This is a genomic window from Ideonella margarita (genome assembly GCF_038066635.1).
In the GTDB taxonomy this organism is placed as follows: domain Bacteria; phylum Pseudomonadota; class Gammaproteobacteria; order Burkholderiales; family Burkholderiaceae_C; genus Ideonella; species Ideonella margarita.
Map to the genome: position 1 here is coordinate 110,767 of NZ_JBBUTI010000001.1, position 26,362 is coordinate 137,128.

At 68.1% G+C, this 26,362-nt stretch carries 24 protein-coding genes; 16 read left to right on the forward strand and 8 right to left on the reverse strand.

All coding sequences use genetic code 11. The features are described 5' to 3' along the window. Positions 1–146: 146 nt before the first annotated feature. Genes AACH00_RS00540 through AACH00_RS00550 form a run of 3 tightly spaced genes read left to right on the forward strand, consistent with a single transcriptional unit; the run spans position 147 to position 4,485 of the window. Entirely contained in the window at positions 147–1,328 is a 1,182-nt protein-coding gene (locus AACH00_RS00540) for an acyl-CoA dehydrogenase (protein ID WP_341396986.1), read from the forward strand. A 12-nt stretch (positions 1,329–1,340) separates the two neighbouring features. After that, complete coding sequence (locus AACH00_RS00545; protein ID WP_341396987.1) at positions 1,341–2,600, forward strand: CaiB/BaiF CoA transferase family protein; 1,260 nt, start codon at positions 1,341–1,343, stop codon at positions 2,598–2,600. Positions 2,601–2,652: 52 nt separating this feature from the next. Further along, positions 2,653–4,485, forward strand: coding sequence for a M14 family metallopeptidase (locus AACH00_RS00550; protein WP_341396988.1), 1,833 nt, complete (start codon positions 2,653–2,655; stop codon positions 4,483–4,485). Between the two features lie 8 nt (positions 4,486–4,493). Here the strand turns inward: AACH00_RS00550 and AACH00_RS00555 are convergent, their stop codons facing one another. Continuing rightward, positions 4,494–4,913: a VOC family protein gene (locus tag AACH00_RS00555; protein WP_341396989.1), complete on the reverse strand. Its 420-nt coding sequence runs from the start codon at positions 4,911–4,913 to the stop codon at positions 4,494–4,496. A gap of 117 nt (positions 4,914–5,030) precedes the next feature. Here AACH00_RS00555 and AACH00_RS00560 point away from each other — a divergent pair, with 117 nt between their 5' ends. Next, a complete protein-coding gene (locus AACH00_RS00560; RefSeq protein ID WP_341396990.1) occupies positions 5,031–6,101 on the forward strand; it encodes a calcium:cation antiporter in 1,071 nt (356 codons plus the stop codon). Between the two features lie 10 nt (positions 6,102–6,111). Here the strand turns inward: AACH00_RS00560 and AACH00_RS00565 are convergent, their stop codons facing one another. Both AACH00_RS00565 and AACH00_RS00570 read right to left on the reverse strand, forming a co-directional pair. Beyond that, positions 6,112–8,286, reverse strand: coding sequence for a putative bifunctional diguanylate cyclase/phosphodiesterase (locus tag AACH00_RS00565; protein ID WP_341396991.1), 2,175 nt, complete (start codon positions 8,284–8,286; stop codon positions 6,112–6,114). A 117-nt stretch (positions 8,287–8,403) separates the two neighbouring features. Beyond that, positions 8,404–9,507, reverse strand: coding sequence for a hypothetical protein (locus tag AACH00_RS00570; RefSeq protein WP_341396992.1), 1,104 nt, complete (start codon positions 9,505–9,507; stop codon positions 8,404–8,406). Positions 9,508–9,768: 261 nt separating this feature from the next. Between AACH00_RS00570 and AACH00_RS00575 the strand changes: the two genes are divergently transcribed. Continuing rightward, positions 9,769–10,428, forward strand: coding sequence for a c-type cytochrome (locus AACH00_RS00575; protein ID WP_341396993.1), 660 nt, complete (start codon positions 9,769–9,771; stop codon positions 10,426–10,428). Further along, positions 10,425–11,747 (forward strand): c-type cytochrome, encoded by a 1,323-nt coding sequence (locus AACH00_RS00580; RefSeq protein WP_341396994.1) that lies wholly within the window; start codon positions 10,425–10,427, stop codon positions 11,745–11,747. The genes AACH00_RS00575 and AACH00_RS00580 overlap by 4 nt, the downstream gene beginning before the upstream one ends. Positions 11,748–11,782: 35 nt before the next feature. Here the strand turns inward: AACH00_RS00580 and AACH00_RS00585 are convergent, their stop codons facing one another. After that, positions 11,783–12,130: a 2Fe-2S iron-sulfur cluster-binding protein gene (locus AACH00_RS00585; protein WP_341396995.1), complete on the reverse strand. Its 348-nt coding sequence runs from the start codon at positions 12,128–12,130 to the stop codon at positions 11,783–11,785. Between the two features lie 38 nt (positions 12,131–12,168). Here AACH00_RS00585 and AACH00_RS00590 point away from each other — a divergent pair, with 38 nt between their 5' ends. The 3 genes from AACH00_RS00590 to htpG all read left to right on the forward strand — a co-directional run bounded on the left by AACH00_RS00590 (position 12,169) and on the right by htpG (position 17,055). Continuing rightward, positions 12,169–13,335 (forward strand): CaiB/BaiF CoA transferase family protein, encoded by a 1,167-nt coding sequence (locus AACH00_RS00590; protein ID WP_341396996.1) that lies wholly within the window; start codon positions 12,169–12,171, stop codon positions 13,333–13,335. Beyond that, positions 13,332–15,005 carry an MBL fold metallo-hydrolase gene (locus AACH00_RS00595; protein WP_341396997.1) on the forward strand — a complete coding sequence of 558 codons (1,674 nt, stop codon included), beginning with the start codon at positions 13,332–13,334 and terminating at the stop codon, positions 15,003–15,005. Before AACH00_RS00590 ends, AACH00_RS00595 begins: the two co-directional genes overlap by 4 nt. Positions 15,006–15,174: 169 nt before the next feature. Then, positions 15,175–17,055: a molecular chaperone HtpG gene (htpG, locus tag AACH00_RS00600; RefSeq protein WP_341396998.1), complete on the forward strand. Its 1,881-nt coding sequence runs from the start codon at positions 15,175–15,177 to the stop codon at positions 17,053–17,055. 27 nt (positions 17,056–17,082) lie between these two features. On the opposite strand, the gene AACH00_RS00605 is transcribed toward htpG, so the two are convergent. Together AACH00_RS00605 and AACH00_RS00610 are read right to left on the reverse strand one after the other, a co-directional pair. Beyond that, positions 17,083–18,132 carry a serine/threonine protein kinase gene (locus AACH00_RS00605; protein ID WP_341396999.1) on the reverse strand — a complete coding sequence of 350 codons (1,050 nt, stop codon included), beginning with the start codon at positions 18,130–18,132 and terminating at the stop codon, positions 17,083–17,085. Between the two features lie 23 nt (positions 18,133–18,155). Next, positions 18,156–18,827 (reverse strand): GNAT family N-acetyltransferase, encoded by a 672-nt coding sequence (locus AACH00_RS00610; RefSeq protein WP_341397000.1) that lies wholly within the window; start codon positions 18,825–18,827, stop codon positions 18,156–18,158. A 357-nt stretch (positions 18,828–19,184) separates the two neighbouring features. On the opposite strand from AACH00_RS00610, the gene rplM reads away from it, so the two are divergent. The 5 genes from rplM (at position 19,185) to erpA (ending at position 21,753) form a co-directional block, all read left to right on the forward strand. Further along, complete coding sequence (rplM, locus tag AACH00_RS00615) at positions 19,185–19,613, forward strand: 50S ribosomal protein L13 (protein ID WP_341397001.1); 429 nt, start codon at positions 19,185–19,187, stop codon at positions 19,611–19,613. Between the two features lie 9 nt (positions 19,614–19,622). Then, a complete protein-coding gene (gene rpsI / locus AACH00_RS00620) occupies positions 19,623–20,015 on the forward strand; it encodes a 30S ribosomal protein S9 (protein ID WP_341397002.1) in 393 nt (130 codons plus the stop codon). A 99-nt stretch (positions 20,016–20,114) separates the two neighbouring features. Continuing rightward, positions 20,115–20,831, forward strand: coding sequence for a DUF6776 family protein (locus AACH00_RS00625; RefSeq protein ID WP_341397003.1), 717 nt, complete (start codon positions 20,115–20,117; stop codon positions 20,829–20,831). Positions 20,832–20,938: 107 nt separating this feature from the next. Continuing rightward, entirely contained in the window at positions 20,939–21,361 is a 423-nt protein-coding gene (locus AACH00_RS00630; RefSeq protein ID WP_341397004.1) for a bactofilin family protein, read from the forward strand. Between the two features lie 17 nt (positions 21,362–21,378). Further along, complete coding sequence (gene erpA, locus AACH00_RS00635; protein WP_341397005.1) at positions 21,379–21,753, forward strand: iron-sulfur cluster insertion protein ErpA; 375 nt, start codon at positions 21,379–21,381, stop codon at positions 21,751–21,753. Positions 21,754–21,827: 74 nt separating this feature from the next. Here erpA and AACH00_RS00640 read toward each other — a convergent pair whose 3' ends face one another. Both AACH00_RS00640 and AACH00_RS00645 read right to left on the reverse strand, forming a co-directional pair. After that, on the reverse strand, positions 21,828–23,000 hold the full coding sequence (locus tag AACH00_RS00640; RefSeq protein WP_341397456.1) for an anhydro-N-acetylmuramic acid kinase: 1,173 nt from the start codon (positions 22,998–23,000) through the stop codon (positions 21,828–21,830). A gap of 11 nt (positions 23,001–23,011) precedes the next feature. After that, positions 23,012–24,403 (reverse strand): M23 family metallopeptidase, encoded by a 1,392-nt coding sequence (locus tag AACH00_RS00645; RefSeq protein ID WP_341397006.1) that lies wholly within the window; start codon positions 24,401–24,403, stop codon positions 23,012–23,014. 228 nt (positions 24,404–24,631) lie between these two features. Between AACH00_RS00645 and tyrS the strand changes: the two genes are divergently transcribed. Both tyrS and AACH00_RS00655 read left to right on the forward strand, forming a co-directional pair. Beyond that, positions 24,632–25,885 carry a tyrosine--tRNA ligase gene (gene tyrS, locus AACH00_RS00650; protein WP_341397007.1) on the forward strand — a complete coding sequence of 418 codons (1,254 nt, stop codon included), beginning with the start codon at positions 24,632–24,634 and terminating at the stop codon, positions 25,883–25,885. Between the two features lie 26 nt (positions 25,886–25,911). Continuing rightward, positions 25,912–26,334 carry an FKBP-type peptidyl-prolyl cis-trans isomerase gene (locus AACH00_RS00655; protein ID WP_341397008.1) on the forward strand — a complete coding sequence of 141 codons (423 nt, stop codon included), beginning with the start codon at positions 25,912–25,914 and terminating at the stop codon, positions 26,332–26,334. The last annotated feature ends 28 nt before the right edge of the window (positions 26,335–26,362 follow it).

The following is a 26,362-nucleotide window of genomic DNA, read 5'->3' on the forward strand; positions in this document are numbered from 1 at the left end:
GTGTGGCGCATTTGAGAAGCAATTGGGCCTGCAATTTGCGCCCAGGTATGCGCTGTGTGCATGTCTGGGTGCGCAGAATTCGTTTGCCTCACAGTCGGCGGGCGCCTAGCATTCAAGCATTCACCGAACAACCGGAGCGAGACACCATGGCCAAAGCCACCTTCGACTGGAACGACCCGCTGCTGCTGGACAGCCAGCTGACCGACGACGAGCGCGCCGTGCGTGACGCCGCCCGGGCCTACTGCCAGGACAAGCTCGCCCCGCGCGTGGTGCATGCCTTCCGCAATGAGCAGACCGACCTGGCCATCTTCCGCGAGATGGGTGAGCTGGGCCTGCTGGGCGCCACCATCCCCGAGCAGTACGGCGGCGCCGGCCTGAACTACGTCTGCTACGGCCTGGTGGCCCGCGAGGTGGAACGCGTCGATTCTGGCTACCGCTCGATGATGAGCGTGCAGTCGTCGCTGGTCATGGTGCCGATCAACGAGTTCGGCACCGAAGCCCAGAAGCAGAAGTACCTGCCCAAGCTGGCGCGCGGCGAATGGATCGGCTGCTTCGGCCTGACCGAGCCCGACCACGGCTCCGACCCCGGCAGCATGGTCACCCGTGCCCGCAAGGTGGACGGCGGCTTCAGCCTGAGCGGCGCCAAGATGTGGATCACCAACTCGCCGGTGGCAGACGTGTTCGTGGTCTGGGCCAAGGACGACGAGGGCCAGATCCGCGGCTTCATCCTGGAGAAGGGCTGGAAGGGCCTGAGCGCCCCGGCCGTGCACGGCAAGGTCGGCCTGCGCGCCTCCATCACCGGCGAGATCGTCATGGACAACGTGTTCGTGCCGGAAGAAAACGCCTTCCCCGACGTGCGTGGCTTGAAGGGCCCGTTCACCTGCCTGAACAGCGCGCGTTACGGCATCGCCTGGGGCGCCCTGGGCGCCGCGGAAGATTGCTACACCCGTGCCCGCCAGTACGTGCTGGACCGCAAGCAGTTCGGCCGCCCGCTGGCCGCCAACCAGCTGATCCAGAAGAAGCTGGCCGACATGGTCACTGAAATTTCCCTGGGCCTGCAGGGCTGCCTGCAACTGGGCCGCATGAAGGACGCCGGCACCGCCAGCGTGGAAGTCACGTCCATCATGAAGCGCAACTCCTGCGGCAAGTCGCTCGACATCGCCCGTGTGGCCCGCGACATGATGGGCGGCAACGGCATCTCCGACGAGTTCGGCGTGGCCCGCCATCTGGTGAACCTGGAGGTGGTGAACACCTACGAGGGCACGCACGACGTGCATGCGCTCATCCTGGGCCGCGCCATCACCGGCATCCCGGCGTTCTCGAACTGACAGGTCACGGCAGTGAGCGCACCCCGGAGCCCGTCCAACAACGCTGAGCGCCAGGCGCCGCTGGCCGGGCTCAAGGTGCTCGATCTGTCGCGCGTGCTGGCCGGCCCCTGGGCGGGCCAGCTGCTGGCGGATCTGGGCGCCGATGTGGTGAAGGTGGAGCGCCCCGGTGCGGGCGACGACACCCGCAGCTGGGGCCCGCCCTTCCTCACCGATGTGGACGGCCGGCCGACCAGCGAGGCCGCCTATTTCCAGTGCGCCAACCGCAACAAGCGCTCGCTCACCGTGGACATGGCGCACCCGGACGGCGCGGCACTGATCCGCCGTCTGGCTGCGCAGGCCGATGTGCTGCTGGAGAACTTCAAGGTCGGTGGCCTGCAGCAATACGGGCTCGACTGGCCCAGCCTGCAGGCGATCAACCCGCGGCTGGTCTATTGCTCGATCACCGGCTTCGGCCAGACTGGCCCGTATGCGCCGCGTGCGGGTTATGACTTCCTCATCCAGGGCCTGGGTGGCCTGATGAGCGTGACGGGCCGCAGCGATGCCGAAGAAGGCGCCGGCCCGCAGAAAGTGGGCGTGGCCCTGACCGACGTGATGACCGGCCTGTACGCCACGATTGCCGTGCAAGGCGCACTCGCTGAGCGTGCGCGCTCCGGCCTGGGTCAGCACATTGACCTGGCGCTGCTGGACGTGCAGGTGGCGGCGCTGGCCAACCAGGCCTCCAGCTATCTGGTGTCAGGCCGGGTGCCGCAGCGCATGGGCAATGCCCACCCCACCATCGTGCCGTACCAGGACTTCCCGACGGCCGACGGCGACATGATCCTGGCGATCGGCAACGACGGCCAGTTCAGCCGCTTGTGCGCCGCGCTGGGTCATCCGGACTGGGCGCTGGACCCGCGCTTCGCGACCAACCCGCAACGCGTGGCGAACCGCGGGGTGCTCATCCCCTTGATGCGCCAGGCCACCGTCATGAAAACCACCGCTGAATGGGTGGCGCTGCTGGAATCGCAGGCCGTGCCCTGCGGCCCGATCAACCGCATCGACCAGGTGTTTGCCGACCCGCAGGTGCAGGCACGTGGCCTGCAGACCAGCCTGCCACATCCGCTGGCCGGCACGGTGCCGCTGGTGGCCAACCCGATCCGCTACAGCGCCACGCCGGTGGTGATGCACAGCGCACCGCCGCTGCTGGGCCAGCACACCGCAGAGGTGCTGGCGCACTGGCTGGGCGTGGATGATGCGGCCTGCCAACACCTGCGGGATCAACAGGTGATCTGAACTCGTCTGGCGGTCGAGAATGCAGAGGTCATCTGTGTTCACGAGACCGTCCATGACCTTGTCTGATCTTGCCCCTGTGCGGCTTGGTGGCGCCCGCCGCGCCGCCCTCGCTGCCGCCCTCCCTGCCGCTCTCACGGCGGCCTTCCTCCATGTGGCTTCACCCGCGCTGGCCGCGAAGCCGTCGCCCGAGTGGCTTACCCATGCCGAGCGCACCGCCTGGGTTGAAACCGGCCGCTATGCCGAGGTTGAGCAGCTGTGCAAGCGCATGGCCACGCGCTTTCCGAAGGCCGTGCGCTGCGAGACTTTCGGCACCACGCCGGAAGGCCGGCCGATGCTGGCCGTGGTGGCCAATACGCGTGGTGTGCTGAGCCCGGCCGCCGCACAGCGCGCGGGTGTGCCCGTGGTGCTGGTGCAGGGCGGCATCCACGCTGGCGAAATTGATGGCAAGGACGCTGGTTTTCAACTGCTGCGCCAGATGTTGACCGGCGAGGTGCCCAGCTTGCTGGACGAGCAGGTGCTGGTCTTCGTGCCGGTGTTCAACATCGACGGCCATGAGCGCTTCGGTGCCTGGCAGCGGCCCAACCAGCGCGGGCCGGCCGCGATGGGCTGGCGCACCACCGGCCAGAACTTCAACCTGAACCGCGACTACGCCAAGGCCGACAGCCCCGAGATGCGCGCGATGCTGCGCCTGGTGGAGCGCTGGGACCCGCTGGCCACCATCGACCTGCATGTCACCGACGGCGCGAAGTTCGAGCACGACATCGCCATCATGGTCGAGCCCGGCAAGGCCGGTGATGCCGCGCTGCAACCGCTGGGCCGCGCCCTGCGCGACGGCGTGATCGCCCAGATCGCCGACCGCGGCGCCTTGCCGGTGGCGTTTTATCCGAGCTTCGTGGTGGAGGACGACCCGGCCTCGGGCTTTGCCGAAGGGGTGTCGCCACCGCGGTTCTCGACCGGTTACTTCCACCTGCGCAACCGCTTCGGGATGCTGGTGGAAACACACTCCTGGCGGCCCTATGCCCACCGCGTCAAGCTGACGCGCGACACCATCGAGGCGGTGCTCACCCAGGTGGCTCGCCACGGTGCGGATTGGCTGGCGCAGGCTCGTGCCGCTGATGCCCGCTCGGCGCAGCTGGCCGGCCAGCCTGTGGTGCTGGATTGGCGCGTGACTGACGCGGCGCGCACCATCGGCTTCCGCGGTTATGCCTACACGCGCACGCCGTCGGAGGTGTCAGGTGCGCTGATGACGCGCTACGACGAAGCCACGCCGCAGCTCTGGCGCCTGCCGCTGCGCGACCAGGTGACGCCGCGCCTGCAGCTGCCCGCACCGGGTGCTGGCTACGTGGTGCCGCCGGCCTGGGCGGCGGATGCCGCGGCACGCCTGAGCGCACACGGCCTGCAGTTCGAGCGCCTGACAGTGGCCGTGCCGAAGGCCGCGCTGCAAACCTTCCGGGCGGCCAGCACCAAGCTGGATGCGAAGTCCGTGGAAGGCCACCAGCGCCTGACCGTGACCGGGCAATGGCGTGACGAGGCCCGCGATGTGCCGGCCGGTGCGCTGTGGGTGCCGATCAGGCAGCCGCGCGCCCGCTTGCTGATGGCGCTGCTGGAGCCGCAGGCCCCCGATTCCTGGCTGGCCTGGGGCGTGTTCAACAACGCCTTCGAAGCCAAGGAATACATGGAGCCCTATGTGGCCGAAGAGGTGGCGCGCCAGATGCTGGCGGCCGATGCGGCGCTGGCGGCGCGGTTCAAGCAGCGCGTGGCGGACGACGCCGCGTTTGCAGCTGACCCGGCCGCCCGGCTCGACTTCTTCTACCGCCTGCATCCGTCGTTCGACGAGCGGCTCAACCTCTATCCGGTCTGGCGGGCAGACCAGCCGCTGCGCTGAGGCTGGGCTTACCAGCTGCCCGTGTTGGCCATCGAGGCCCAGGGCTCTGCCGGGGCGAGCGAGGCGCCGTCCTGCAGCAGCTCGATGGAGATGCCATCGGGCGAGCGCACGAAGGCCATGCGGCCGTCACGCGGCGGGCGCAGGATGGTGACACCGTGGTCGGCCAGGCGCTGGCAGGCAGCGTAGATGTCGGGCACGGCGTAGGCCAGGTGGCCGAAGTTGCGGCCGCCGGTGTAGGTTTCCGGATCCCAGTTGTGGGTCAGCTCGACCTGCGCGTCTTCGTCGCCGGGAGCGGCCAGGTAGATCAGGGTGAAGCGGCCTTGCGGGTAATCGCGCCGGCTGATCACCTGCAGCCCGAGGGCGTCCTGGTAGAAGTGCAGCGAGGCGTCAACGTCGGTCACACGGACCATGGTGTGCAGGTATTTCATGCCTGAAGTGTGCCGTGTCGACGTGCGGCTTGCCCATGCTGGGGATATTGCCGGCTGACGGGCGTCGGCACGTACCATCGAGCTTGTCTTGAATTTTCCGAGAGAAAGCGAGTTGCGATGTTGCCGATCTGGTCCGTGGGCCTGCCGCTGGTGGCGGCCACCTTTCTCGGCCTGGGGCTGGGCTGGGGCCTGGCCGGTGTCGGTCTGTGGCTCGGTGCCGCCGCGTTGATGGGCGCGGTGCTGGCCTCTGTGCACCATGCCGAAGTGGTGGCGCACAAGGTCGGTGAGCCGCTCGGCACGCTGGTGCTGGCTGTGGCCATCACCGTGATCGAGGTGTCGCTGATCGTCTCGTTGATGCTGGCGGGCGGGCCCGACAAGGCCGCGTTGCCCCGCGACACCATCTTCTCGGCCGTGATGATCATCTGCAATGGCGTGGTGGGCCTGTGTCTGCTGTCTGGCGGCTTGCGGCACCAGGTGCAGACCTTCCGCACCGAAGGCGTGAACGGCGGGCTGGCTGCGCTGGTGGCGCTGAGCACGCTGTCGCTGGTGCTGCCGACCTTCACCACCAGCTCGGCGGGGCCGACCTACACGCCGGCGCAACTGGCGTTTGCCGCGGCCGCGTCACTGGCGCTGTGGCTGGTGTTCGTGTTCGTGCAGACGGTGCGTCACCGCGACTTCTTCCTGCCGGAGGACGATGCGCATGACCCGCATGTGCATGCCGCGCCGCCGAGCACCGCGCAGACCTGGGCCAGCCTGGGGCTGCTGATGGTGGCACTGGTGTCGGTGGTGGGCCTGGCCAAATTGCTGTCGCCCAGCATCGAGCAGGCCGTGGCGCAGGCCGGTGCGCCCAAGGCGGTGGTGGGCGTTGCCATTGCGCTGCTGGTGCTGCTGCCTGAAACCTGGGCGGCGGTGCGTGCGGCCGCCGCCAACCGGCTGCAGACCAGCCTGAACCTGGCCATCGGTTCGGCACTGGCCAGCATCGGCCTGACGATTCCGGCCGTGGCCGTGGCGGCGCTGTGGCTCGATATGCCGCTGGTGCTGGGCCTGTCGAACAAGGACTTGGTCATGCTCGGCCTGACCTTCCTGGTGAGTGCCATCACCTTTGCGCAGGGGCGCACGAACATGCTGCAGGGCGCGGTGCACCTGGTGATCTTCGCCAGCTTCCTGTTCCTGGCGCTGGTGCCCTGACGGGCGGCCTTCAGCGGACGGGCATCACCTGCCCGGTGGCCGCGAACAGGTCGGTCGGCTGGTTCAGCAGCCAGTCCACCAGGGCGGCCTCGGGCAGGGGCCTGCTGAACAGATAACCCTGGGCCAGGGTGCAGCCGGCGGCCAGCAGGGCATCGGCCTGGGCCGGTGTTTCAACCCCTTCGGCAATCACCTGCAGCTGCAGCGCTTCGGCCACCTGCACGGTCGAGCGCACCAGTGCAGCCTGGTAGCGGTTGTCGACCATCTTGATCACGAAGCTGCGGTCGATCTTCACGGCGTTCACCGGCAACAGATCGAGCGAGGCGAGTGAAGAGTAGCCGGTGCCGAAGTCATCCAGCGACAGACTGACGCCGAGGTCGCGCAGCTGCTGCAGCAGGCCCAGCATCGCGTCGGTCTGCATGGCCAGGCTTTCGGTCACTTCCAGGCGCAGGGCCGACGGCGGCAGATGGTGGTCGGCCAGCGTCTGGCGCACCACTTCCACCAGCGCCTGGTTGTGCAGCTGCGCGCGGCTCAGATTGACGGACACCGAGGCCGGCGCATGCGGGCCGAGATCGCGCTGCCAGCGGGCCAGATCCCGGCAGGCGCGGCGCAGCACGAACTCACCCACCGCCTCGATCAGGCCGGCCTCTTCGGCCACCGGAATGAACTCGACCGGCGGCACCAGGCCGCGCTGCGGATGCTGCCAGCGCGCGAGCGCTTCCACGCCCTTCACGTGCCCCGAGGCCAGATCGACGATGGGCTGGTAGACGACAAACAGATCGTCGTCGCGCAGCGCGCGCCGCAGGTCGGCTTCCATGTCGACCACCTTGCGAATGCGCTCGTGCATCGCCGGCTGGAAGGCCACGGCACGACCGCGGCCCTGGTGCTTGGCCTCGTACATGGCGGTGTCGGCGTCGCGCAGCACGCTCTCCACATCGGCCGACGAGACATCGCTGGTCAGCACGCCGATGCTGGCGCTCGACTGCACGCGCCGGCCCTGCAGGTCATAAGGTGCAGCCAGGGCCTTGAGCAAGCGGTTGGCCACGGTCATGGCGTCGTCCGGGTGGCGGATGCCGCTGAGCAGCACCACGAACTCGTCGCCACCCAGCCGGCCGGCCAGGTCACTGAGGTCGGCGCCCTGTGCCACGTTGTCGCCGGGCCGCAGCGTGGCGCGCAGGCGGCTGGCGATCTGGCGCAGCAGCTCGTCGCCGGCTTCGTGGCCGAGGCTGTCATTGACGACCTTGAACCGGTCGAAGTCCATGAACAGCACGGCGAAGTGCCAGTCGGGCTCCAGCTGCCGGCGGTCCACGCAGCGCCGGATGGCCTGCTGCATGCTGGCGCGGTTCGGCAGGCGTGTCAGCGTGTCGGTCAGGGCGGCGTCGCTCAGGGCCTGGGCCATGTGCTTGTGCGGCGTGATGTCGACATGCACGCCGGCCATGCGCAGGGCACGGCCTTCGCGGTCGCGCTCGATCACGGCGCCGGCGGCCATCACCCACAGCCATTCGCCGCTCTTGGCGCGCATCCGGAATTCGGTGCGGTAGGCCACCGAGGCATCGTTCAGGTGGGCGCGCAAGGCGGCCCGGGCCATGCTGGCGTCTTCCGGATGCACCAGGCGCATCCAGGCGTCGATCTTGTCGGGCAGCTCTGCCAGTGCAAAGCCGAACATGCGGGCCCAGCGGCCGTTGTAGCGGATGCGGCCACTCGGCAGGTGCCAGTCCCAGCTGCCCAGCCCGGCGCCGTCAATGGTCAGGTCGAGCATGCGCTGCTGCTCGCGCGATTCGGTTTCGTCGAGGAAGCAGGCGACCACGCCGCGCGAGCGGCCATCGCCGTGCAGCAGCAGGCGCGTGTTCACCCGCAACCATCGCCGCGTGCCGTCGGGCAACTGGATGCCGATCTCCGCGTCGGTCAGTGGCTCGCCGGTGCGCAGCGTGTGCATCGCGGGGTGACGCTCACCGGGCAGGTCCTGGCCCATGGCGTCGATCGCCGCCCACCGCGGGTCGAGCGGGGTCAGGCCCAGCAGTTGTTCCCGGGTCAGGTGCAGCACCCGCTCGGCTTCGGTATTGGCTTCGACGATGGCGCCGCTGGTGTCATGCACCACCACCCCGGCCGGCAGCGTGTGCAGCAGGGTGTGCAGGTCATCGAGCGGATGGCCTGTGGGGCGGATGTGGAGAACCGTGGCGGGCGGCATATCTCCGGGGATATCGGACAGCAGGCGTCACAACTTGACCCTGCATGTCGTCAATACGCACCGGGAGGGTGCGTTGCGCCGCTGCTCAGTTGCCCCGGAGTGGCCTGGGAAGTCGCCTCAGAACCCGCTCTGGCGGTCGGCGGTGCGGCCCACCGTGACGCGGCTGGCCACCGCCGCAGGCAGGTTGTACGGGTCTGCCGTCATCTGGCCCTGCACCACGTCGACGAGGTAGTAGCCGTCGTGGGGGCGCTGGGTCAGGTCGATGCTGCCACCGGCCTCCACGCGCCAGATCTTGAAGCCGCTGTAGGTCACTGGTTCAGCTTCGTTCTGGCAGCCGGCGGCCGGCTGGTCGGCCTGCACCAGGTAGGCGGTGTCGCCAAACACGGTGCCCCGGCCGTCGCGGTCGATCAGCAACACGCCGCCGTCGTTCAGGCCCAGACCCCAGGCCGAGGCCGAGCGGCCTCCGGCCACCTGACGGCACAGGAAGGTCATCAGCCGGCCCATGCGGTCGCGGCGCACGAAATGGCTGTCGGTCAGCAGGTCGGCCAGCGGGGCCCAGTCAAACAGGCGGTCGCTGAAGCTGACGCCGGGCTGGTAGGGCTCGGCCAGGGCCAGGCGTGAGCTGATGCTGCCGCGGCAGCCGTCGAACACCGCCAGCCCGCCCTGGATGGCCAGGCCGGCGCTGCCGCCGCCGGTGCCGCCGCCGCGCTCGACCAGCGCCTGCACTTCACGCACCGTGGCGCTGCCTTGCCAGCGCATGAAGTTGCATTGATCGCCGCCGCGGAAATAAACCACCTCGGCTTGCTGCAGGGCCGACACCACGTCGGGGTCGTCGGCGTCGTCGGCATCACGGATCACCACCGTGGTGCAGGAGTTGACCGTGGGCAGGCTGTTCAGCCGCAGACACTCGCCTTCGTAGTTGGCGAAGCTGGCGCCCAGCACCACCACGTCCAGCGGGTTGTCGGCGATGCGTTGGGTGAAGTTCTCGAAGGAGTCGAGTTCAGGCGGGCCATCGCCCTTCAGATACAGCGCCGGGCCGTGCAGCGCCGGTGCGGCGTCATCGGTGAAACCGAGGCGGCTGATGGTGACGGACGGGGCTGCCGCCTGCGCCAGGCCGGTCAGCAGGCACAGGCCCGCCGCCCACAAGCCCCTGGCTGCGCGTCGCTGCACGGCCAGCGCAACTTGGCGCGGGCGGGGCAGGGGGGCAAGGTGCTTGAACATGGAGCCACTCCAGAACATGAGAGGGATCAGCGTTGAGAGGGTTATAGCAAGGAACGGGCCGCTTCTTGATGACCACTGTGACCGGAATGGTGCCCCGCCAAGGTGCGATCATTGGCGCATGGGCATGCTTGTTGAGGGGTTTGGTGGATGTTTGGTTCCGTGAAGATGATGCGCTCGGTCAACCGGGGCACTCGGCGCATCAGGCTGTTCGCTGCTGGCTTGATCATCGCCGCTGGGTCGGCGCACGCACAATCCCCCCAAGTGACCGACTCGCTGGCGCAGCGCCTGCGGGCCTGCACCGCCTGCCACGCCGCCTCAGATCAAACCCTGTCGGACACCTTCGTGCCGCGCCTGGCCGGCAAACCGGCGGCGTACCTGCATGAGCAGCTGCGCAGCTTCCAGCAGGGCCGCCGGCTGTACCAGCCGATGCAGGGCCTGCTGGCGCCGCTGCCTGACGCCTACCTCGCCGACATCGCTCGCTTCTTCGCCACCCAGCCCGTGGTGCTGGCACCCCCTACGCCCTTGGGGGATGCCGCCCTGCGCACGCGCGGCGAGGCGCTGGCCCTGCGCGGTGATGCCGCCGCGAAGGTGCCGGCCTGCGTGGCCTGCCATGGCGCCGCGCTGACGGGCGTGCTGCCGGCCACGCCTGGCCTGGTGGGCCTGCCGCGCAACTATCTGGTGGCGCAGCTGGGCGCCTGGCGCAGCGGTGCGCGTCAGGCGCGATCGCCGGACTGCATGTCGCAGATTGCCCGGGCACTGGACCAGAACGACCTCGCCGCGGTGGCCGCCTGGCTGGCCAGCCAGCCCTTGCCGGCCGTGCATGACGCCGTTCCCCTCGCCAGCCTGCCGGCACCACCGCCGATGGCCTGCGGCAGCATCCCGGCCGTGGGTGCCGACAACCGCGGGGCGGTGCGACCATGAAGCGGTTTGTTGTCTTTGTTTCAGCGCTGGCCCTGGCGGCCCTTGGCGTTGCGGGCGCCCTGGCCGCGCGTGGTGGTTACTTCAGTGCCGGCGAGGTTGACGCGCGTCCGTCGTCGGCCACGCCCGAGCTGGTGGCGCGTGGCGACTACCTGGCCAAGGTCGGCGGCTGCGTGTCGTGCCACACCCAGGCCGGCCAGCCGCTGATGAGTGGCGGGGTGGGCATCACCACCCCGTACGGCGTGGTCTGGCCGGGCAACCTGACGCCGGACGCCACGACCGGCCTCGGCGCATGGAGCCTGGCCGACTTCCGTCGCGCGCTGCGCCACGGCCAGTCGCGCGACGGGCGTTTGCTGTCACCGGCGTTCCCGTACGCGGCCACCACTTTGTTGCCCGATGCCGATGTGCAGGCGCTGTGGGCCTGGCTGGGCACCTTGCCCGCCACCGCACGGCCTGCACCTGCGGCCACCTTGAGCTGGCCGACCAATGAGCGCTGGGCGCTTGCCATCTGGCGCGGCCTGTATTTCACGCCGGGTGAGCTGGCGCCGGTACCGGGCCAGAGCGCGGAATGGCAACGCGGCGCGCTGCTGGTGCGCGGCGTGGCCCATTGCAGTGCCTGCCACGACAGCCGCAATGCCCTGGGCGCCGCGCGTGAGCCGGGCTCGCTCGATGGGCAGTTGATGCCTGGCGGCGGCTGGCTGGCGCCGTCGCTGCTGCAGGCCGATCAGGCCGGCGTGCAAGCCTGGCGCACCGAAGACATCGTGGCCTTGCTGCGTGAAGGCCAGAGCCCGCAGGGCCGTGCCAATGGCCCGATGGCCGAGGTGGTGCATGCCAATACCCGCCACCTGACGCTGGCCGATGCGCAAGCGATGGCCACCTATCTGCGCGCCTTGCCTGTGCAGCCAGATGCCGCGCCGCAGGCACCGATGAAAACGCCTGCGCCAGCCACACCCGCCTCTTCCGCCTCGCAAGATGGCAGCGCGGCCATCGCCGTGCCGGGCGCCCGTCTGTATGCCCGCCACTGCGCCGAATGCCACGGCGATCAAGGCCAGGGCGTGCCGGGGGTGTATCCACCGCTGGCCGGCAATCGCCTGGTGACGATGTCTCGCCACAACAACCTGGTGCGCAGCGTGATGGAGGGCGGCTTCGCGCTGCCCACGGCCGCCGAGCCGCGCCCTTACGGCATGCCGCCCTTCGGCCCCTTGCTCAGCGACCCTGAACTGGCCGAGTTGCTCAGCTGGATGCGCACCGCCTGGGGCCACCAGGCTGCGCCGGTGAGCACGGTCGACATCAACCGCCTGCGCGGCGACCTGCAGCGATGAGCTTCCTGCGCGTGAGGCGCCTGCTTTCGCCAGCGCTACACCGCCAACGGGCGGGTGGCGTCTGGCACCAGCAGCGTCACATCGCGGCTTGCCACGGCCACGCAGGGCAGCACCCAGCCCTCGGCGCGCTCTTCGGCGCTCACGCCGGGCCAATCGATGCGGTAGCTCACCTCACCCGCCGTTATGCGGCACAGGCAGCGCCGGCAGGTGCCATTGCGGCATGAACGTACCAGCCGCACGCCCGCGCGTTCGGCGCTTTCCATCAACGACAGCCCGGCCTGCAAGGGCACTCGCCAGCCGTGCGGCGCCAGCAGCAGCACGGGGCCGTCGGGCGTTGGCGGTGTTGGTGAATCTGGCGGAGTTGACGGGGCGACCTGACACATGGCGCGATGCTAGCGCCACCCACCCGAGGAGATGAGCGATGGGACCGTTGCAAGGACTGCGTGTGATCGAGCTGGCCAGCATCGGCCCCGGGCCGCTGTGCGCCATGTTGCTGGCCGACCAGGGCGCCGACGTGGTGCGCATCGACCGCCTGCAGCCGAGCGGCCTCGGGCTGGATCTGGATGAGACGCAGGACATCGCGGCCCGTGGCCGGCGCTCGGTGGCGCTCGATTTGAAACACCCCGACGGCCTGGCCGCGGCGCTGGCGCTGGTGGCCGGGGCCGATGTGCTGATCGAGGGCTGGCGGCCGGGCGTGGCCGAGAAGCTGGGCCTCGGCCCTGCGGATTGCCATGCGCTGAACCCGGGCCTCATCTACGGCCGCATGACGGGCTTCGGACAGACCGGCCCCTTGGCCGCGGCGGCGGGGCATGACATCAACTACATCGCCCTCACCGGCGCGCTGCACGCGATCGGCACGGCGCAGCCCGGCAGCCCGCCCGTGCCGCCACTGAACCTGGTGGGCGACTACGGCGGCGGCGCCCTGTACCTGGCCTTTGGCGTGATGGCCGCGCTGTTCGAGCGCCAGCGCTCTGGGCGCGGGCAGGTGGTGGACGCGGCGATGGTGGACGGTGCCGCATCGTTGATGACGCTGTTTCACGGCCTGGCCGCCGGCGGTGGCTGGAACACGGCGCAGCGCGCCAGCAACCTGCTCGATGGTGGCGCGCCGTTTTATGGCTGCTATGCCACCTCGGATGAGCGCTGGGTGTCCATCGGCCCGCTGGAGCCCAAGTTCTTTGCCCAGCTGGCGGGTCTGATCGGGCTGCCGGCGCACTTCGTGAGCGGCCAGTACGATCGCGAAACCTGGCCGGCCATGCGTGCTGCGCTGTCGAGCATCTTTGCCAGCCGCACCCGCGACGCCTGGTGTGCGCTGCTTGAAGGCACCGACGCCTGTTTTGCCCCGGTGCTTGATTTGCACGAGGCCACCGGCCATGCCCACGCCGAGGCCCGCGGTGCCTATCTGACGATCAACGGCCTGCGCCAACCCGCACCCGCCCCGCGCTTTGGCCGCAGCGTGGCGGAGGTGCCTTCGCCGCCCCCGCAGCTCGGCCAGCACACCCACAGCGTGCTGCGCGAGGCGGGTCTGAGCGACGATCACATCGCCCGCTTGCTGGCCAGTGGTGCGGCGCGCCAGAATCCGGCCCCATGACCGCCCCCCGAGACTTTCAGCCCGCCCCGCAAGACCTGCAGGGCACCCGCCAGGCCGCCAGCCTGCTGTTGTTGCGCGACAGCCCCGCCGGCCCCGAAGTGCTGATGCTGCGTCGGGCCGAACGGGCGGACGACCTGCGCAGCGGCGTCTGGGTGTTTCCGGGCGGCGTGCTGGACCCGGTGGATGTCCGCCTGCATGCGCGGGTGACGGGCGCGGACGACGCGGCGCTGAGCGAGGACATGGGCCTGGCCGCTGGTGCGCTGGACTACGTGGTGGCCGCCATCCGCGAAAGCTTCGAGGAAGTGGGGGTGCTGCTGGCCGGGCCAGGCGAGGCGGCGCAGCGGGCGGCGCAAGAGCGCGACGGCTGCATCACCGGCGCTGACTTCGAAGCGCTGTGCCAGCGTCACGACCTGCAGTTGCAAGGCGATGCGCTGGTTTATTACAGCCATTGGCTGACCCCGCCCGGCATTCCCAAACGTTTCGATACGCGGTTCTTTGTGGCCCGCATGCCCGGTGGTCAGGCGGCAGTGGCTGACCGGGGCGAAGCCCAGGAGGTAGCCTGGTTCACGCCGGCCGCCGCGCTGGAGTCCGAGTTGAAATTGCTGCCGGTCACGCGCCGCACGCTGATGGACCTGGCCCGCGCGCCCGATGTGGACAGCGTGCTCGACCTGGCCCGGCGCCAGCCGCCCGAGCGTTGCATGATGCCGCGCTTAGGGCTGGGGCCGAAGGGTGTGCGCCCGGTGCTGCCCGATGAATGGGCCTGGGCTGAAATCGGCCGGCTGGACCCGACTGGCCAAGGCGATGTGGCGCTGGATTTGCAGCCGCTGCGCGCCGTGCCCTTGTCGCCCCGGGTGACGCGCCTGACCTGCGCCAATGGCTCGGTGATGACCGGCCCCGGCACCAATACCTACCTCGTGCGCTCTCCGGGCAGCATGGAGGTGGCCGTGATCGACCCCGGCCCCGATGACGCCCACACCGAGGCCCACCTGCAAGCCGTGCTGGCCGCAGCCGCGCCGGGGCGCATCACCCGCATCTTTGTCACCCACACCCACAAAGACCATTCACCCGCGGCGCAGCGGCTGCGTGCGCTGACCGGCGCGCCGGTGATTGGCCGGGTGGCTGATCACCCCGAGTGGCAGGACGCCACGATGCAGCCCGACCACGTTCCGGCCAACGGCGAATGGTTCGAGCTTGGGCCGGATGCGCACCTGCAGGCCGTGGCCACGCCCGGCCATGCGTCCAACCACGTCTGCTGGCTGCTGCCGCAAGAGCAGTTGCTGTTCACCGGCGACCATGTGATGCAGGGCTCGACGGTGGTGATCAACCCGCCCGACGGCGACATGGGGGCGTATTTCCGGTCGCTGGAAGCGATGCTGGCGCTGGACCTGGATTGGCTGGCGCCGGGGCATGGCTTCCTGATGCCTGAGCCGCATGCCGAAGTGCACCGCCTGCTGGCCCACCGGCGGGTGCGCGAAGCCAAGGTGATGGCCGCGCTGGCCGCCATCGGCCCGGCGACCGCCGAACAACTGGTGCCCGAGGTGTATGGCGACGTGCCGGTGGCCCGCCACGCCCTGGCTGCCCGTTCATTGACCGCGCACCTGCTGAAGCTGGCGGCGGAAGGGCGTGCTGTGCGTGGCGACGCCGAGGCCATCTGGCAGGTGGTGGCCTGACGGGCAGCACCCGCGCGGATGACCGCGGATGGCGCCGCTGCCGCCGTGCAGCGTTCTTGGGGCTTGAAAGCCCGGCGCCCATCCCCATGTGCACCGCTGGCCGCCCGGGAAAGCCGGGCGCGCGACTTCATCAAAACCCATAAACAGAGTCCTGACTCCTCGTCCCATCATGAGCAAACAGACCCATTCCTTCCAAGCCGAGGTCAAGCAGATCCTGCACCTCGTCACGCACTCGCTGTATTCGAACCGCGAGATCTTCCTGCGCGAGCTCGTCTCGAACGCGTCCGACGCCTGCGACAAGCTGCGCTTCGAGGCGCTCGACAACGCCGCCCTGCTGGAAGACGCCCCCGAGCTGGCCGTGCGCGTGCTGTTCGACGCCGACGCGAAGACCATCACCATCCGCGACAACGGCATCGGCATGAGCGCCGACGAAGCCGCTGCGCACCTTGGCACCATCGCCAAGAGCGGCACGCGCGAGTTCATGTCCAAGCTGGACGGCGACCAGAAGAAGGACGCCAACCTGATCGGCCAGTTCGGCGTGGGCTTCTACTCCGGCTTCATCGTCGCCGACCGCATCACGGTCGAAACCCGCCGCGCCGGCCTGCCGGCGGAGCAGGGTGTGCGCTGGTCGAGCGAAGGCACGGGTGAATACGACCTCGAAACCATCGAACGCACCCAGCGCGGCACCGACGTCATCCTGCACCTGCGCGAAGACGCCGCCGAATACCTGTCGACCTGGAAGCTGAAGTCCATCATCAGCAAGTACAGCGACCACATCTCGCTGCCCGTGCTGATGCAGAAGGACGAGTGGGACGCGGAAGCTGGCGCCCAGATCAAGACCGACGAGTGGGAGCCGGTGAACAAGGCTGCGGCCCTGTGGGCGCGCAGCAAGAGCGACGTGACCGACGCCGAGTACCAGGAGTTCTACAAGCAGATCAGCTACGACAGTCAGGCGCCGCTGGCCTACACCCACAACCGGGTGGAAGGCCGCACCGAGTACACCCAGCTGCTCTACATCCCCACCAAGGCACCGTTCGATTTGTGGAACCGCGACAAGCGCGGTGGCGTGAAGCTGTACGTCAAGCGCGTGTTCATCATGGACGATGCCGAGACGCTGCTGCCGGTGTACCTGCGCTTCGTCAAGGGCGTGATCGACTCGGCCGACCTGCCGCTGAACGTGAGCCGCGAGCTGCTGCAGGAGAGCCGCGACGTGAAGGCGATCCGCGAAGGCTCGACCAAGCGCGTGCTGTCGATGCTCGAAGCCCTGGCTGACAGCGACAGCGCCGAGGACAAGGCCAAGTACCAGAGCTTCTGGAACGAGTTCGGCGCCGTGCTCAAGGAAGGCATCGGCGAGGACATGGCCAACGCCGAGCGTCTGGCCAAGCTGTACCGCTTTGCCTCCACCCACGCGGACGAGGGCGTGAGCCTGGCTGATTACGTGTCGCGCATGAAGGAAGGCCAGGACACGATCTACGTGATCACGGCCGACACCCTGACGGCCGCGAAGAACAGCCCGCAGCTCGAGATCTTCCGCAAGAAGGGCCTCGAAGTGCTGCTGCTCACCGACCGCGTCGACGAGTGGCTGCTCTCGCACCTGCATGAGTTTGAAGGCCACTCGCTGCAAAGCGTCGCCAAGGGCGGCGTGGACCTGAGCAAGCTGCAGGACGACGAGGAAAAGAAGAAGGCCGAGGAAGCCGCCGAGACCTTCAAGCCGGTGCTGGAACGCCTGAAGGAAAGCCTGAAGAGCCGCGTCAAGGACGTGCGCGTGACGACCCGTCTGGTGGATTCACCGGCCTGCGTGGTGGTGGAAGAAGGCGACATGAGCGCCCACCTGGCGCGTCTGCTGAAGCAGGCCGGCCAGGAAGCGCCGTCGTCATTGCCGGTGCTGGAAGTGAACCCGGATCATGCGCTGGTGAAGAAGCTGGCCGATGACCCGCGGTTTGACGACCTGGCGCAGATCCTGTTCGACCAGGCCTTGCTGGCCGACGGCGCCCAGCTGGACGACCCGGCCGCCTATGTGCAGCGCGTGACGCGCTTGCTGGCGGCCTGAGCTTGAGCCGGCGCTGAGCCTTCGGGCTCAGCCGAGCAGGTCGCGCATGCGCTCGACCTGCTCGTTCAATTCGGTGGCCTGCTGTTGCCAGTAGCTCGGGCTGTCGAACCACGGAAAGCCGATCGGGAACGCCGGGTCTGACCAGCGCTCGGCGATCCAGGCGCTGTGGTGAATCATCCGCAGCGTGCGCAGCGGCTCTATCAGCAGCAGCTCCCGGTCGTCGAAGGGCGTGAAGTCGCGGTAGCCGTCGAGCAGATGGTGCAGCGCGGCGTCGGTGGCCTCGCGTTCACCGGGCAGCAGCATCCACAGGTCTTGCACGGCCGGGCCGGTGCAGCAGTCGTCAAAGTCGACGAGGTTCGGGCCGCTGTGCTGGCCTTCGTCGCGCCACAGCAGGTTGCCGGGGTGGCAGTCGCCGTGCAGGCGCAAGGTGCGCACGCCATCAAGGCGGGTGGTCAGCTGATCGATCAGTTCGAGGGCCTGGGCACTGGCGCGCAGCCAGCTGCCTTCGGTGTCCGGGTGCACGGTGCCACTGTCCAGCAGCCGTTGTCGGGCCGCGTGGCCGTAGGTCTGGCTGTTCAGCGTGCGCCGGTGCTCGAAGCGGCTGCGCCGGCCCACCGCATGCACGCGGCCGAGGAGGCGGCCCAGGCGCGCCAGCGTTTCCGGGTGTTCCAGCTCCGGGGCATGGCCCACGCGGCGCTCGGTCACGGCAAGGCGGAAGGTGCCGCCGTCCGGGGTGGTGAAGCGCCCCAGCTTGGGCGTGCACAGCACCAGGTCGGGCGTGCGCGGCTGCAGGGTCAGTGGCGTGACCACCGGCAGATCGGCTTCGGCCAGCTCAGCGGTCAGGGCATGTTCCTCGGCGATCTGGGCGTCGGTCCAGCGATTCGGCCGATAGAACTTGGCGACGACGGCGCTGCCGTCTTCCAGGTGCGCCATCCACACCCGGTTCTCGTAGGAGTTCAGCTGCAGCAGCCGCCCGTCGGCGTCAAAGCCGGCGGCGTAGAGCGCTTCGAGCACCGCCTGAGGATCGAGGCTGGCGTAGGGCGCCAGGGTGGGAGCGTGGTCAGATGCGGTGGGCATCGCCGCATCCTACGCGAGCAGGCTCACTCGATCGTGGTCTGCCGGGTCTTGCCGATGCCGGCCTTCACTTCCGAGAAGAAGTGCAGCAGCAGGTCCATGCGCTGTGCGTGGCTCTTCATCTGGTAGTCCAGCTCGGCGGCCTGCACTTCCACCATCTCCTCGACATGCGAGGCGAACGATTCAGGCGGCAGCTTCAGGCGGGCTTCCGACTCGCTGCCGTCGCGCACCACCTCGGCCCCCGACTTGCGGGCGATCTTCAGCATGGCGGTGTTTTCGCTCAGCGCGTGAATGATCATCGTGTCGACATTGCGGTTGCGGGCGTGCAGCACGGCATGGTCAAACAGGCGGCGGCCATAGCCGCGAGCGCGGGCCTTGGGCAGCACGGACACACCGAACTCGGCAGCCGCCGGCTCGTTGGGCAGCTCGGGCAGGTAAGCCAGGTGAGCCATGGCGATGAGCTCGAGCTTGCGGTTGAACACGCCAAAGACCTCGTCGCGGCGGAAGTCCAGCAGATCGACATAGCGGCCGATCTGGGCGTCGTTCGCTGCGTAGCCGAAGCGCAGATAACGGTCTTGCGGCTCCATGGCCAGCAGGTGCGTCAGCACACGCGGGCGGTGGCGCTCGGACAGCGAGCGGATCGGGATCCAGCGAAAGGAAGCAGGGTTGGCAACAGGCGTCACACCGGATTCGTCCATCGGGACACTCCAGGAACTAAGGGATTACCCGCAATGTACACGGCCCGTCTGGAGAGCGGTACCCAGAAGCCTGATGCGGCTGAGGCAGAATTCGCAGTGGACACAAAAGTTTTCTGCGATATACTCGCGGGCTTTCCCGCAATCGGCGGGGAGAGCGGGCCATTGTCGTGGCCATGTTCAGGGCAGTTGACTGACATGGCACGGCACCGGCGCCCGGTGTGACCTGAGAGGCCGCCGGTTGATGTGTTTTTCGAGAGTCAAAACTCTTCGGGCAGCGCACCAACCCCTCCAAAAGCGGTTCCGATGGCACTCGGCCAGCCGCTCATACAGCCGTAATTCTCATACAGAGACCATCTCATGAAGACCTTCAGCGCCAAACCGGCCGAGGTGACGCACGAGTGGCTTGTGATTGACGCCACCGACAAGGTGCTCGGACGTGTTGCCAGCGAAGTGGCACTCCGTTTGCGCGGCAAGCACAAGGCCATTTACACGCCTCACGTGGACACCGGTGATTTCATCATCATCCTGAACGCCGACAAGATCCGCGTCACTGGCAACAAGGCCAATGACAAGGTGTACTACCGTCACTCGGGTTTCCCGGGCGGTATCTACGGCACCAAGTTCAAGGACATGCAAGCCAAGCACCCGGGCCGCGCCCTGGAAAAGGCCGTCAAGGGCATGCTGCCCAAGGGCCCGCTCGGCTACGCCATGATCAAGAAGCTGAAGGTGTATGCGGGCGACACGCATCCGCACGCCGCCCAGCAGCCCAAGGCGCTGGAAATCTAAGGAGCGGTGATGATCGGTAATTGGAACTACGGCACTGGCCGTCGCAAGTCGTCCGTCGCACGTGTCTTCATGAAGAAGGGCACCGGCCTGATCACCGTCAACGGCAAGACCGTGGACGAGTACTTCGGCCGTCAAACCTCGATCATGATCGTCAAGCAGCCTCTGCTGCTGACGGCCAACGGCGAAACCTTCGACATCAAGATCAACGTGCATGGCGGTGGTGAGTCCGGCCAGGCAGGTGCAGCCCGTCACGGCATCACCCGCGCACTGATCGACTACGATGCAGCCCTGAAGCCCGAACTGAGCCACGCCGGCTTCGTCACGCGTGATGCGCGTGAAGTCGAGCGTAAGAAGGTCGGCTTCCACGGTGCACGTCGCCGCAAGCAGTTCAGCAAGCGCTGATACCGCGAAGCACCTTCGTGGTGTTTCATCTCAAAGGCCGCCCTATGCGGCCTTTGTCGTCTTTGGCCCCCGGTTTCAACCAGACACGGAGCGTTGCTGATGCGTTGGAAGTTGTTGCGCCGTCGCCTGTCCGTCAGTGCGCCGCGCATGATCGTCCGCAGTCACCTGCCGTGGCCCCTGCGTTGGGCCGTGGCGGCGGTCGCATTCGGTTTTTCTGCGGCGCTGGCCTTGTGGGCGTTCGAGTTCGGCAAGGACATTGCCGGCCTGGACCGGGGTGCCAAGGACGAGCTCAGCCGCCTGCGCAACGAGGCGGCCGAGCTGCGCGATGCCCGCGACAAGGCGCAGTCCATCGCCAACACCGCTGAAAGCCTGCTCAAGACCGAGCGGGTGGCGCAGGAGCGCCTGGCTGCGCAGTTGCGCCAGGCCGAATCCGACAACCTGACCCTGAAGGCCGACCTCGGCTTCTTTGAGCGGCTGTTGCCGGCCGCGGGTGCCGTTGAAGGCGCGCTGGTCTTGCGCGGTTTCCAGATCGAGCCCGACGGTGCCGGTTCCTGGAAGTACCAGTTGCTGGCCATGCAGAGTGGCAAGGCGAGCGGCGTGTTCAACGGCCGCTATGACGTCACGCTGTCGGGCACCTTGGACGGCAAGCCCTGGGCGATGAGCTTGCCGGCTGGCATGCAAACTTTGCAAGTGAAGCAATATGCAAGGGTGGAAGGACGCATCGCCGTGCCGGCATCGGCCGTGGTAAAAACCGCGCAGCTCAAGGTGGTTGATGCCAGTGGCGCCGTGCGTGCCAGCCAGACCACCCGACTGTGACGGCGCACGGGGTTGGATGCCCTGACGCGCTGCCCTGACAACTCGATTGGGACAATGGCTGATGCGCCCGCTACAAAGCAGGCCACGGCTGCTGTGGAGAACATCACATGTGGTTCAGCAAGAAGAAGCAACCCCCGATTCGCAGCCTGATTGGCGAAGGCACCGCGGTGCACGGCGAACTCCGGTTCACCGACGGTCTGCGCATTGACGGCGAAGTGCACGGCGACGTGATCGCCGAAAGTGGCACTGGCAGCCTGCTCGTGATCAGCGAAAATGCCCGTGTGGTGGGCAAGGTGATCGCGGGTCATGTGATCATCAACGGTACTGTTACCGGCCCGGTCATGTCCAATGAGCTGCTGGAGCTTCAGCCCAAGGCTCGCATCGTGGGTGATGTCACCTATGAATCGCTGGAAATGCACCAAGGCGCCACCATTGATGGCGGCCTGCAGCACCGTGCGGCTGGCACCAAGCTGTTGATTGAAGAAGACAAGCAGCCACCGCTGAAGCTGGCTGCTTCCAACGAATCCTGATTTTCCGAAAGGTCACCATGAACGCCGTCGCCGAAACCCTGACCCCCAGCACCGAAGGCATGCCTGCTCCGCTGGTCTTTACCGATGCGGCTGCTGCCAAGGTGGCTGATCTGGTGGCCGAAGAAGGCAACCCCGAGCTGAAGCTGCGTGTCTTCGTGCAGGGCGGTGGCTGCTCGGGCTTCCAGTACGGTTTCACCTTTGACGAGATCGTGAACGCTGACGACACCCAGATGGGCAAGAACGGCGTGACGCTGCTGATCGACGCGATGAGCCTGCAGTACCTGGTCGGCGCCGAGATCGACTACAAGGAAGACCTGCAAGGCGCCCAGTTCGTCATCAAGAACCCGAACGCCACCACCACCTGCGGTTGCGGCTCCAGCTTCTCTGCTTGAGTGGCCGGCACCTGCGGGTGCCTTGCCAGCGAATCAGCCACCTTCGGGTGGCTTTTTTTCGTTCGTACCTTGAATCAGGCGGGGTACAGCGCACCCAGCACGCGGGGCCCGCGGGCGCCCGTCACTTCGGCCCGATTGCCGGCATCGCGCTGGCAGAACGCGCGGGCCAGCCAGGCAAAAGCCACGGCCTCGACCTGCATGGCGGGCACGCCGGCCGAGTCGGTGGCCGCCACGCGCCAGCCGGGCAGCAGGGCCGCCAGGCGACGCATCAGGTGGTCGTTCAAGGCGCCGCCGCCGCACACCAGCAAGTCCCGGGTGCCGGGCAGGCTGTGCTGCGTCAGGGCGTCACAGGCAGCGCGGGCCGTGAATTCGGTCAGCGTGGCTTGCACGTCCACCGGCGCCACATCGCCATGGCTGGCCAGTTGGCGGGTGAGCCACGCCACATTGAACAGGTCGCGGCCGGTGCTCTTGGGCGGGCGCTGGGCCAGAAAGGGCTCTGAAAGCAGCTGTTCGAGCAGGGCAGCGTTTACCGTGCCGCTGGCGGCCCAGGCGCCGCCACGGTCAAACGGCTGGCCCAGGTGCTGCTGGCACCAGTGGTCCATCAGGGCATTGGCCGGGCCGCAGTCAAAGCCGGTCACGCGGCCTGCAGCGTCGTTGCGGGCGGGCAGCACGCTGAGGTTGCCGATGCCGCCAAGGTTGAGCACCGCGCGCGGCGCATCGGCCAGGGCGAACAGTTCGGCGTGACAGGCTGGCACCAGAGGCGCACCCTGGCCGCCGGCGGCCACGTCGCGGCTGCGGAAATCGCAGACCACGTCGATGCCGCACAACTCCGCCAGCAGGGCGCCGTTGTTGAGCTGGCAGGTGTAGCCGGTGCCGTCGAATTCAGCCGGGCGGTGCCGCACGGTCTGGCCATGTGAGCCGACGGCTGTGATTTCACGCGGCATGCAGCCGGTCTGGTCCAGCAACTGGTGCACCACCGAGGCCTGCAGGCGGGCCAGCGCGTTGGCGGCCAGCGTGCCCATGTGCAGCTCGTTATGGCCGGCCAGATTCAGGGCCAGCAGGGTCTGGCGCAGCTCTTCCGGCATCGGTGCAAAGACATGCGCCAGCGTTTGCAGCCGCGCGCCAGTGCCGCCTTGACCGCGGAAACGTGCAATCACGCCGTCCACGCCGTCGGTCGACGTGCCCGACATCAGCCCGATGAAGAGCGGGTCGGTTCCGGCGGGGTTGGCGTGTGGGGTGCCGGGCAGCGGCAAGTGGCTTACTCGATGCGCCGGCCGGGCTGGCCACGCAGATCGTCGGCCACATCCAGCTGGGTCTTCAGCTTCAAGGCTGCCTGCAGGAAGCGCGGACGCTGCTGCGGGTTCAGCGTGAAGGTTTCAGATGCCTTGGCGATCACCATCGGGTCTTGGTGGCGGCCGGCCACGCGGAATTCGAAGTGCAGGTGCGGCCCGGTGGCCCAGCCAGTGGCGCCCACTGCGCCAACACGCTGGCCCTGGTCGATGCGCTGGCCCTTGCGCACGTCAATGCGGCTCAGGTGGGCATACACGGTCAGGCGATCGCCGCTGTGGCGCACTTGCACGACATTGCCGTAGCCGTTCTGCTGGCCGGCGAAATCGACCACGCCGTCGCCGACGCTGCGCACCGGCGTGCCGGTGGGAGCGCCGTAGTCCACGCCCAGGTGGGCGCGCCAGGTCTGGTGGATCGGGTGGAAACGCATCGCGAAGCCGGAGGTGACCCGCGAAAACTCCATCGGGCTGGCCAGGAAGCTGCGACGCTTGCTCTGACCGTTGAAGTCGAAGTAGCCGCCCTTGCCCTCGCCGAACCACGCGCCCTGGTAGGTCTTGCCGTTGTTGATGAACTCGGCCGCCAGCACCTTGCCGCTGCCCTGGTTCCAGTTGATCGGCTCGCCGTCAGCCGTGAGTGCCTCATAGACCACGGCAAAGGTATCGCCCTTGCGCAGTTCGCGGTGGAAGTCGATGTCGCCCGAGAACATCTCGGCCATCTGCACGGCGACGGCGTCGGGAATGCCGGCGTCGTCGGTGGCAGCAAACAGCGAGGAGCGGATCGTGCCGCTGGCCAGGCGCGAGGTTTTCTCCAGCGGGGCCAGCTCCAGCGATGCGTGCCACTGGCCATCGGCCTGGCGCAGGCTCAACCGGGTGAACTGCTGGATGTCGGTGGCGTCGCCATTGGCGGGGTAGCGGGCCTGCAGCGATTGCAGGCGGCCGTCGGCGCCCACGCTGACGGTGACCAGCTTGCCGGCGCGGCCTTCCAGCAGCCGGCGGGCGACGCTGTCATTGCGGATCCAGTTGGCCGCGACGCTGTCTTGCACACCCAGGCGGCGCAGCAGCGATTCGGCGCTGTCGCCCGGACGGGTCACGTCGTTGCGTTGCAGGGCCATGCGCAGGCCTGCCAGCGCTTCGAGCTGGCTGTCGATGCTGCTGTGCGGCACGACGGCTTCCTCGATGACGCGCACCGGCAACTCGGCTGCGTCGGGCGCCATCGGCGCAATGCCGAAAGCTGCCACGCCGAAGCCAGCCAGGAGGGAGAGCACGGCCATCGAGATGCCGCGGCGGTGGGTGTGCAGACGGGTGCCCAGCGCCTGAGCGCGCTCGGGCAGGGTCTGCAGGAATCGGGAGACCAACGAAGTCAAGATGCGGATGCCGGTGCCGGAGTCAGTGTTCGGGGAAGCGCGCCGGGCGTGCTTCGTCGGAGGTGCTGTTTGCGCCGCCCGTAGAATCGGGCGCCTCCTGCAGACAGCTTGCAAGGAACATCACTAGCACGCTGCGTGCCCGTCTTTGCGGGCTGCGCTTCGCGCGTCAACGAGTATAACAATCCGGCTCCTGGCCCCAGACCCGGAAAACCACTGGCAGCTTCACCCATGTCCGACTCCGTTTCCGCCACCTCCGCCACCCCTGCGCCGGCCGCGCCCTTGAGCGACAAGGTCAGGGAAGCCCTGGCCGTCAGCCTGCGTGGTTGCGCCGAGCTCCTGCCCGAGGCGGACTGGGTCAAGAAGCTGCAGCGTTCGGAGGCCACCGGCCAGCCGCTGCGCATCAAGCTGGGCCTGGACCCCACCGCCCCCGACATCCACCTGGGCCACACGGTGGTGCTCAACAAGATGCGCCAGCTGCAGGACCTGGGTCACCGCGTGATCTTCCTGATCGGTGACTTCACCTCGCTGATCGGTGATCCGTCGGGCCGCAACAGCACCCGCCCGCCGCTGACCAAGGAGCAGATCGAGGCCAACGCCCAGACCTACTACAAGCAGGCCAGCCTGGTGCTCGACCCGAGCAAGACCGAGATTCGCTACAACAGCGAGTGGTGCGACCAGCTGGGCGCGCGCGGCATGATCCAGCTCGCCGCCAAGTACACGCTGGCCCGCCTGCTGGAGCGCGACGACTTCACCAAGCGCTACCAGGCCAATGTGCCGATCTCGATGCACGAGCTGCTGTACCCGCTGATGCAGGGCTACGACTCGGTCGCTTTGAAGAGCGATCTGGAGCTCGGCGGCACCGACCAGAAGTTCAACCTGCTGGTAGGCCGCGCCTTGCAGGCCGAGTACGGCCAGGAAGCCCAGTGCGTGCTGACCATGCCGCTGCTGGAAGGCCTGGATGGCGTCGAGAAGATGTCGAAGTCGAAGAACAATTACATCGGCATCACCGAGCCGGCCAACAGCATGTTCGCCAAGGTGCTGTCGATCAGCGACACGCAGATGTGGAAGTGGTTCACGCTGCTGAGCTTCCGCAGCGAAGGCGAGATCGCCGGCCTGAAGGCCGAGGTCGAGGCGGGCCGCAACCCGAAGGAAGCCAAGGTGCTGCTGGCCAAGGAGATCACGGCCCGCTTCCACGACGCCGCTGCGGCTGAAGCGGCCGAGCAGGACTTCAACAACCGCGCCAAGGGCGGCATTCCCGATGACCTGCCCGAGGTGTCGCTGAGCGGTGCGCCCATGGCCATCGGCGCGCTGCTGAAGGCCGCCAACCTGGTGGCCAGCGGCAGCGAAGGCCTGCGCATGGTGGAGCAGGGTGGCGTGCGCATTGACGGCGCCGTGGTCAGTGACAAGGCGCTGAAGGTGGGCGCGGGTACGATGGTGGTGCAGGTTGGCAAGCGCAAGTTCGCGCGCGTCACGCTGGCCTGAACCACTGACGATTCCGGAGACTGCCCATGACCCGTATTTCCTTGTTCGCCCGCCTCGCGCTGGCTGGTGTGGCCCTGGTGGGCGGCGCGGCCTTGGCCGCCGATGCGCCGGCCGCCGTGACCACGGCCAGCGGCCTGGTTTATCAAGAGCAGAAGGCTGGCCAGGGTGACAGCCCGGCGGCGACCGATGTGGTGCGCGTGCACTACCGCGGCACGCTCGCCAGCGGCAAGGAATTCGACAGCTCCTACGGCCGCGGCCAGCCGGCCGAATTCCCGCTGAACCGCGTGATTCCGTGCTGGACCGAAGGCCTGCAGAAGATGAAGATTGGCGGCAAGGCCCGCCTCACCTGCCCGCCGGAGATTGCCTACGGCTCTCGCGGTGCCGGTGGCGTGATTCCGGCCAATGCCACGCTGACCTTTGAGGTGGAGCTGCTCGGCATCAAGCGCTGAGCCTTTGGGGCCAGGCACGCGCCCGGCC

Coding starts and splice junctions, on each gene's coding strand:
- AACH00_RS00540 (WP_341396986.1), top strand. CDS start 147: ATGGCCAAAGCCACCTTCGACTGGAACGACCCGCTGCTGCTGGACAGC.
- AACH00_RS00550 (WP_341396988.1), top strand. CDS start 2,653: ATGACCTTGTCTGATCTTGCCCCTGTGCGGCTTGGTGGCGCCCGCCGC.
- AACH00_RS00555 (WP_341396989.1), bottom strand. CDS start 4,913: ATGAAATACCTGCACACCATGGTCCGTGTGACCGACGTTGACGCCTCG.
- AACH00_RS00560 (WP_341396990.1), top strand. CDS start 5,031: ATGTTGCCGATCTGGTCCGTGGGCCTGCCGCTGGTGGCGGCCACCTTT.
- AACH00_RS00565 (WP_341396991.1), bottom strand. CDS start 8,286: ATGCCGCCCGCCACGGTTCTCCACATCCGCCCCACAGGCCATCCGCTC.
- AACH00_RS00570 (WP_341396992.1), bottom strand. CDS start 9,507: ATGTTCAAGCACCTTGCCCCCCTGCCCCGCCCGCGCCAAGTTGCGCTG.
- AACH00_RS00580 (WP_341396994.1), top strand. CDS start 10,425: ATGAAGCGGTTTGTTGTCTTTGTTTCAGCGCTGGCCCTGGCGGCCCTT.
- AACH00_RS00585 (WP_341396995.1), bottom strand. CDS start 12,130: ATGTGTCAGGTCGCCCCGTCAACTCCGCCAGATTCACCAACACCGCCA.
- AACH00_RS00590 (WP_341396996.1), top strand. CDS start 12,169: ATGGGACCGTTGCAAGGACTGCGTGTGATCGAGCTGGCCAGCATCGGC.
- AACH00_RS00595 (WP_341396997.1), top strand. CDS start 13,332: ATGACCGCCCCCCGAGACTTTCAGCCCGCCCCGCAAGACCTGCAGGGC.
- htpG (WP_341396998.1), top strand. CDS start 15,175: ATGAGCAAACAGACCCATTCCTTCCAAGCCGAGGTCAAGCAGATCCTG.
- AACH00_RS00605 (WP_341396999.1), bottom strand. CDS start 18,132: ATGCCCACCGCATCTGACCACGCTCCCACCCTGGCGCCCTACGCCAGC.
- AACH00_RS00610 (WP_341397000.1), bottom strand. CDS start 18,827: ATGGACGAATCCGGTGTGACGCCTGTTGCCAACCCTGCTTCCTTTCGC.
- rplM (WP_341397001.1), top strand. CDS start 19,185: ATGAAGACCTTCAGCGCCAAACCGGCCGAGGTGACGCACGAGTGGCTT.
- rpsI (WP_341397002.1), top strand. CDS start 19,623: ATGATCGGTAATTGGAACTACGGCACTGGCCGTCGCAAGTCGTCCGTC.
- AACH00_RS00625 (WP_341397003.1), top strand. CDS start 20,115: ATGCGTTGGAAGTTGTTGCGCCGTCGCCTGTCCGTCAGTGCGCCGCGC.
- AACH00_RS00630 (WP_341397004.1), top strand. CDS start 20,939: ATGTGGTTCAGCAAGAAGAAGCAACCCCCGATTCGCAGCCTGATTGGC.
- erpA (WP_341397005.1), top strand. CDS start 21,379: ATGAACGCCGTCGCCGAAACCCTGACCCCCAGCACCGAAGGCATGCCT.
- tyrS (WP_341397007.1), top strand. CDS start 24,632: ATGTCCGACTCCGTTTCCGCCACCTCCGCCACCCCTGCGCCGGCCGCG.
- AACH00_RS00655 (WP_341397008.1), top strand. CDS start 25,912: ATGACCCGTATTTCCTTGTTCGCCCGCCTCGCGCTGGCTGGTGTGGCC.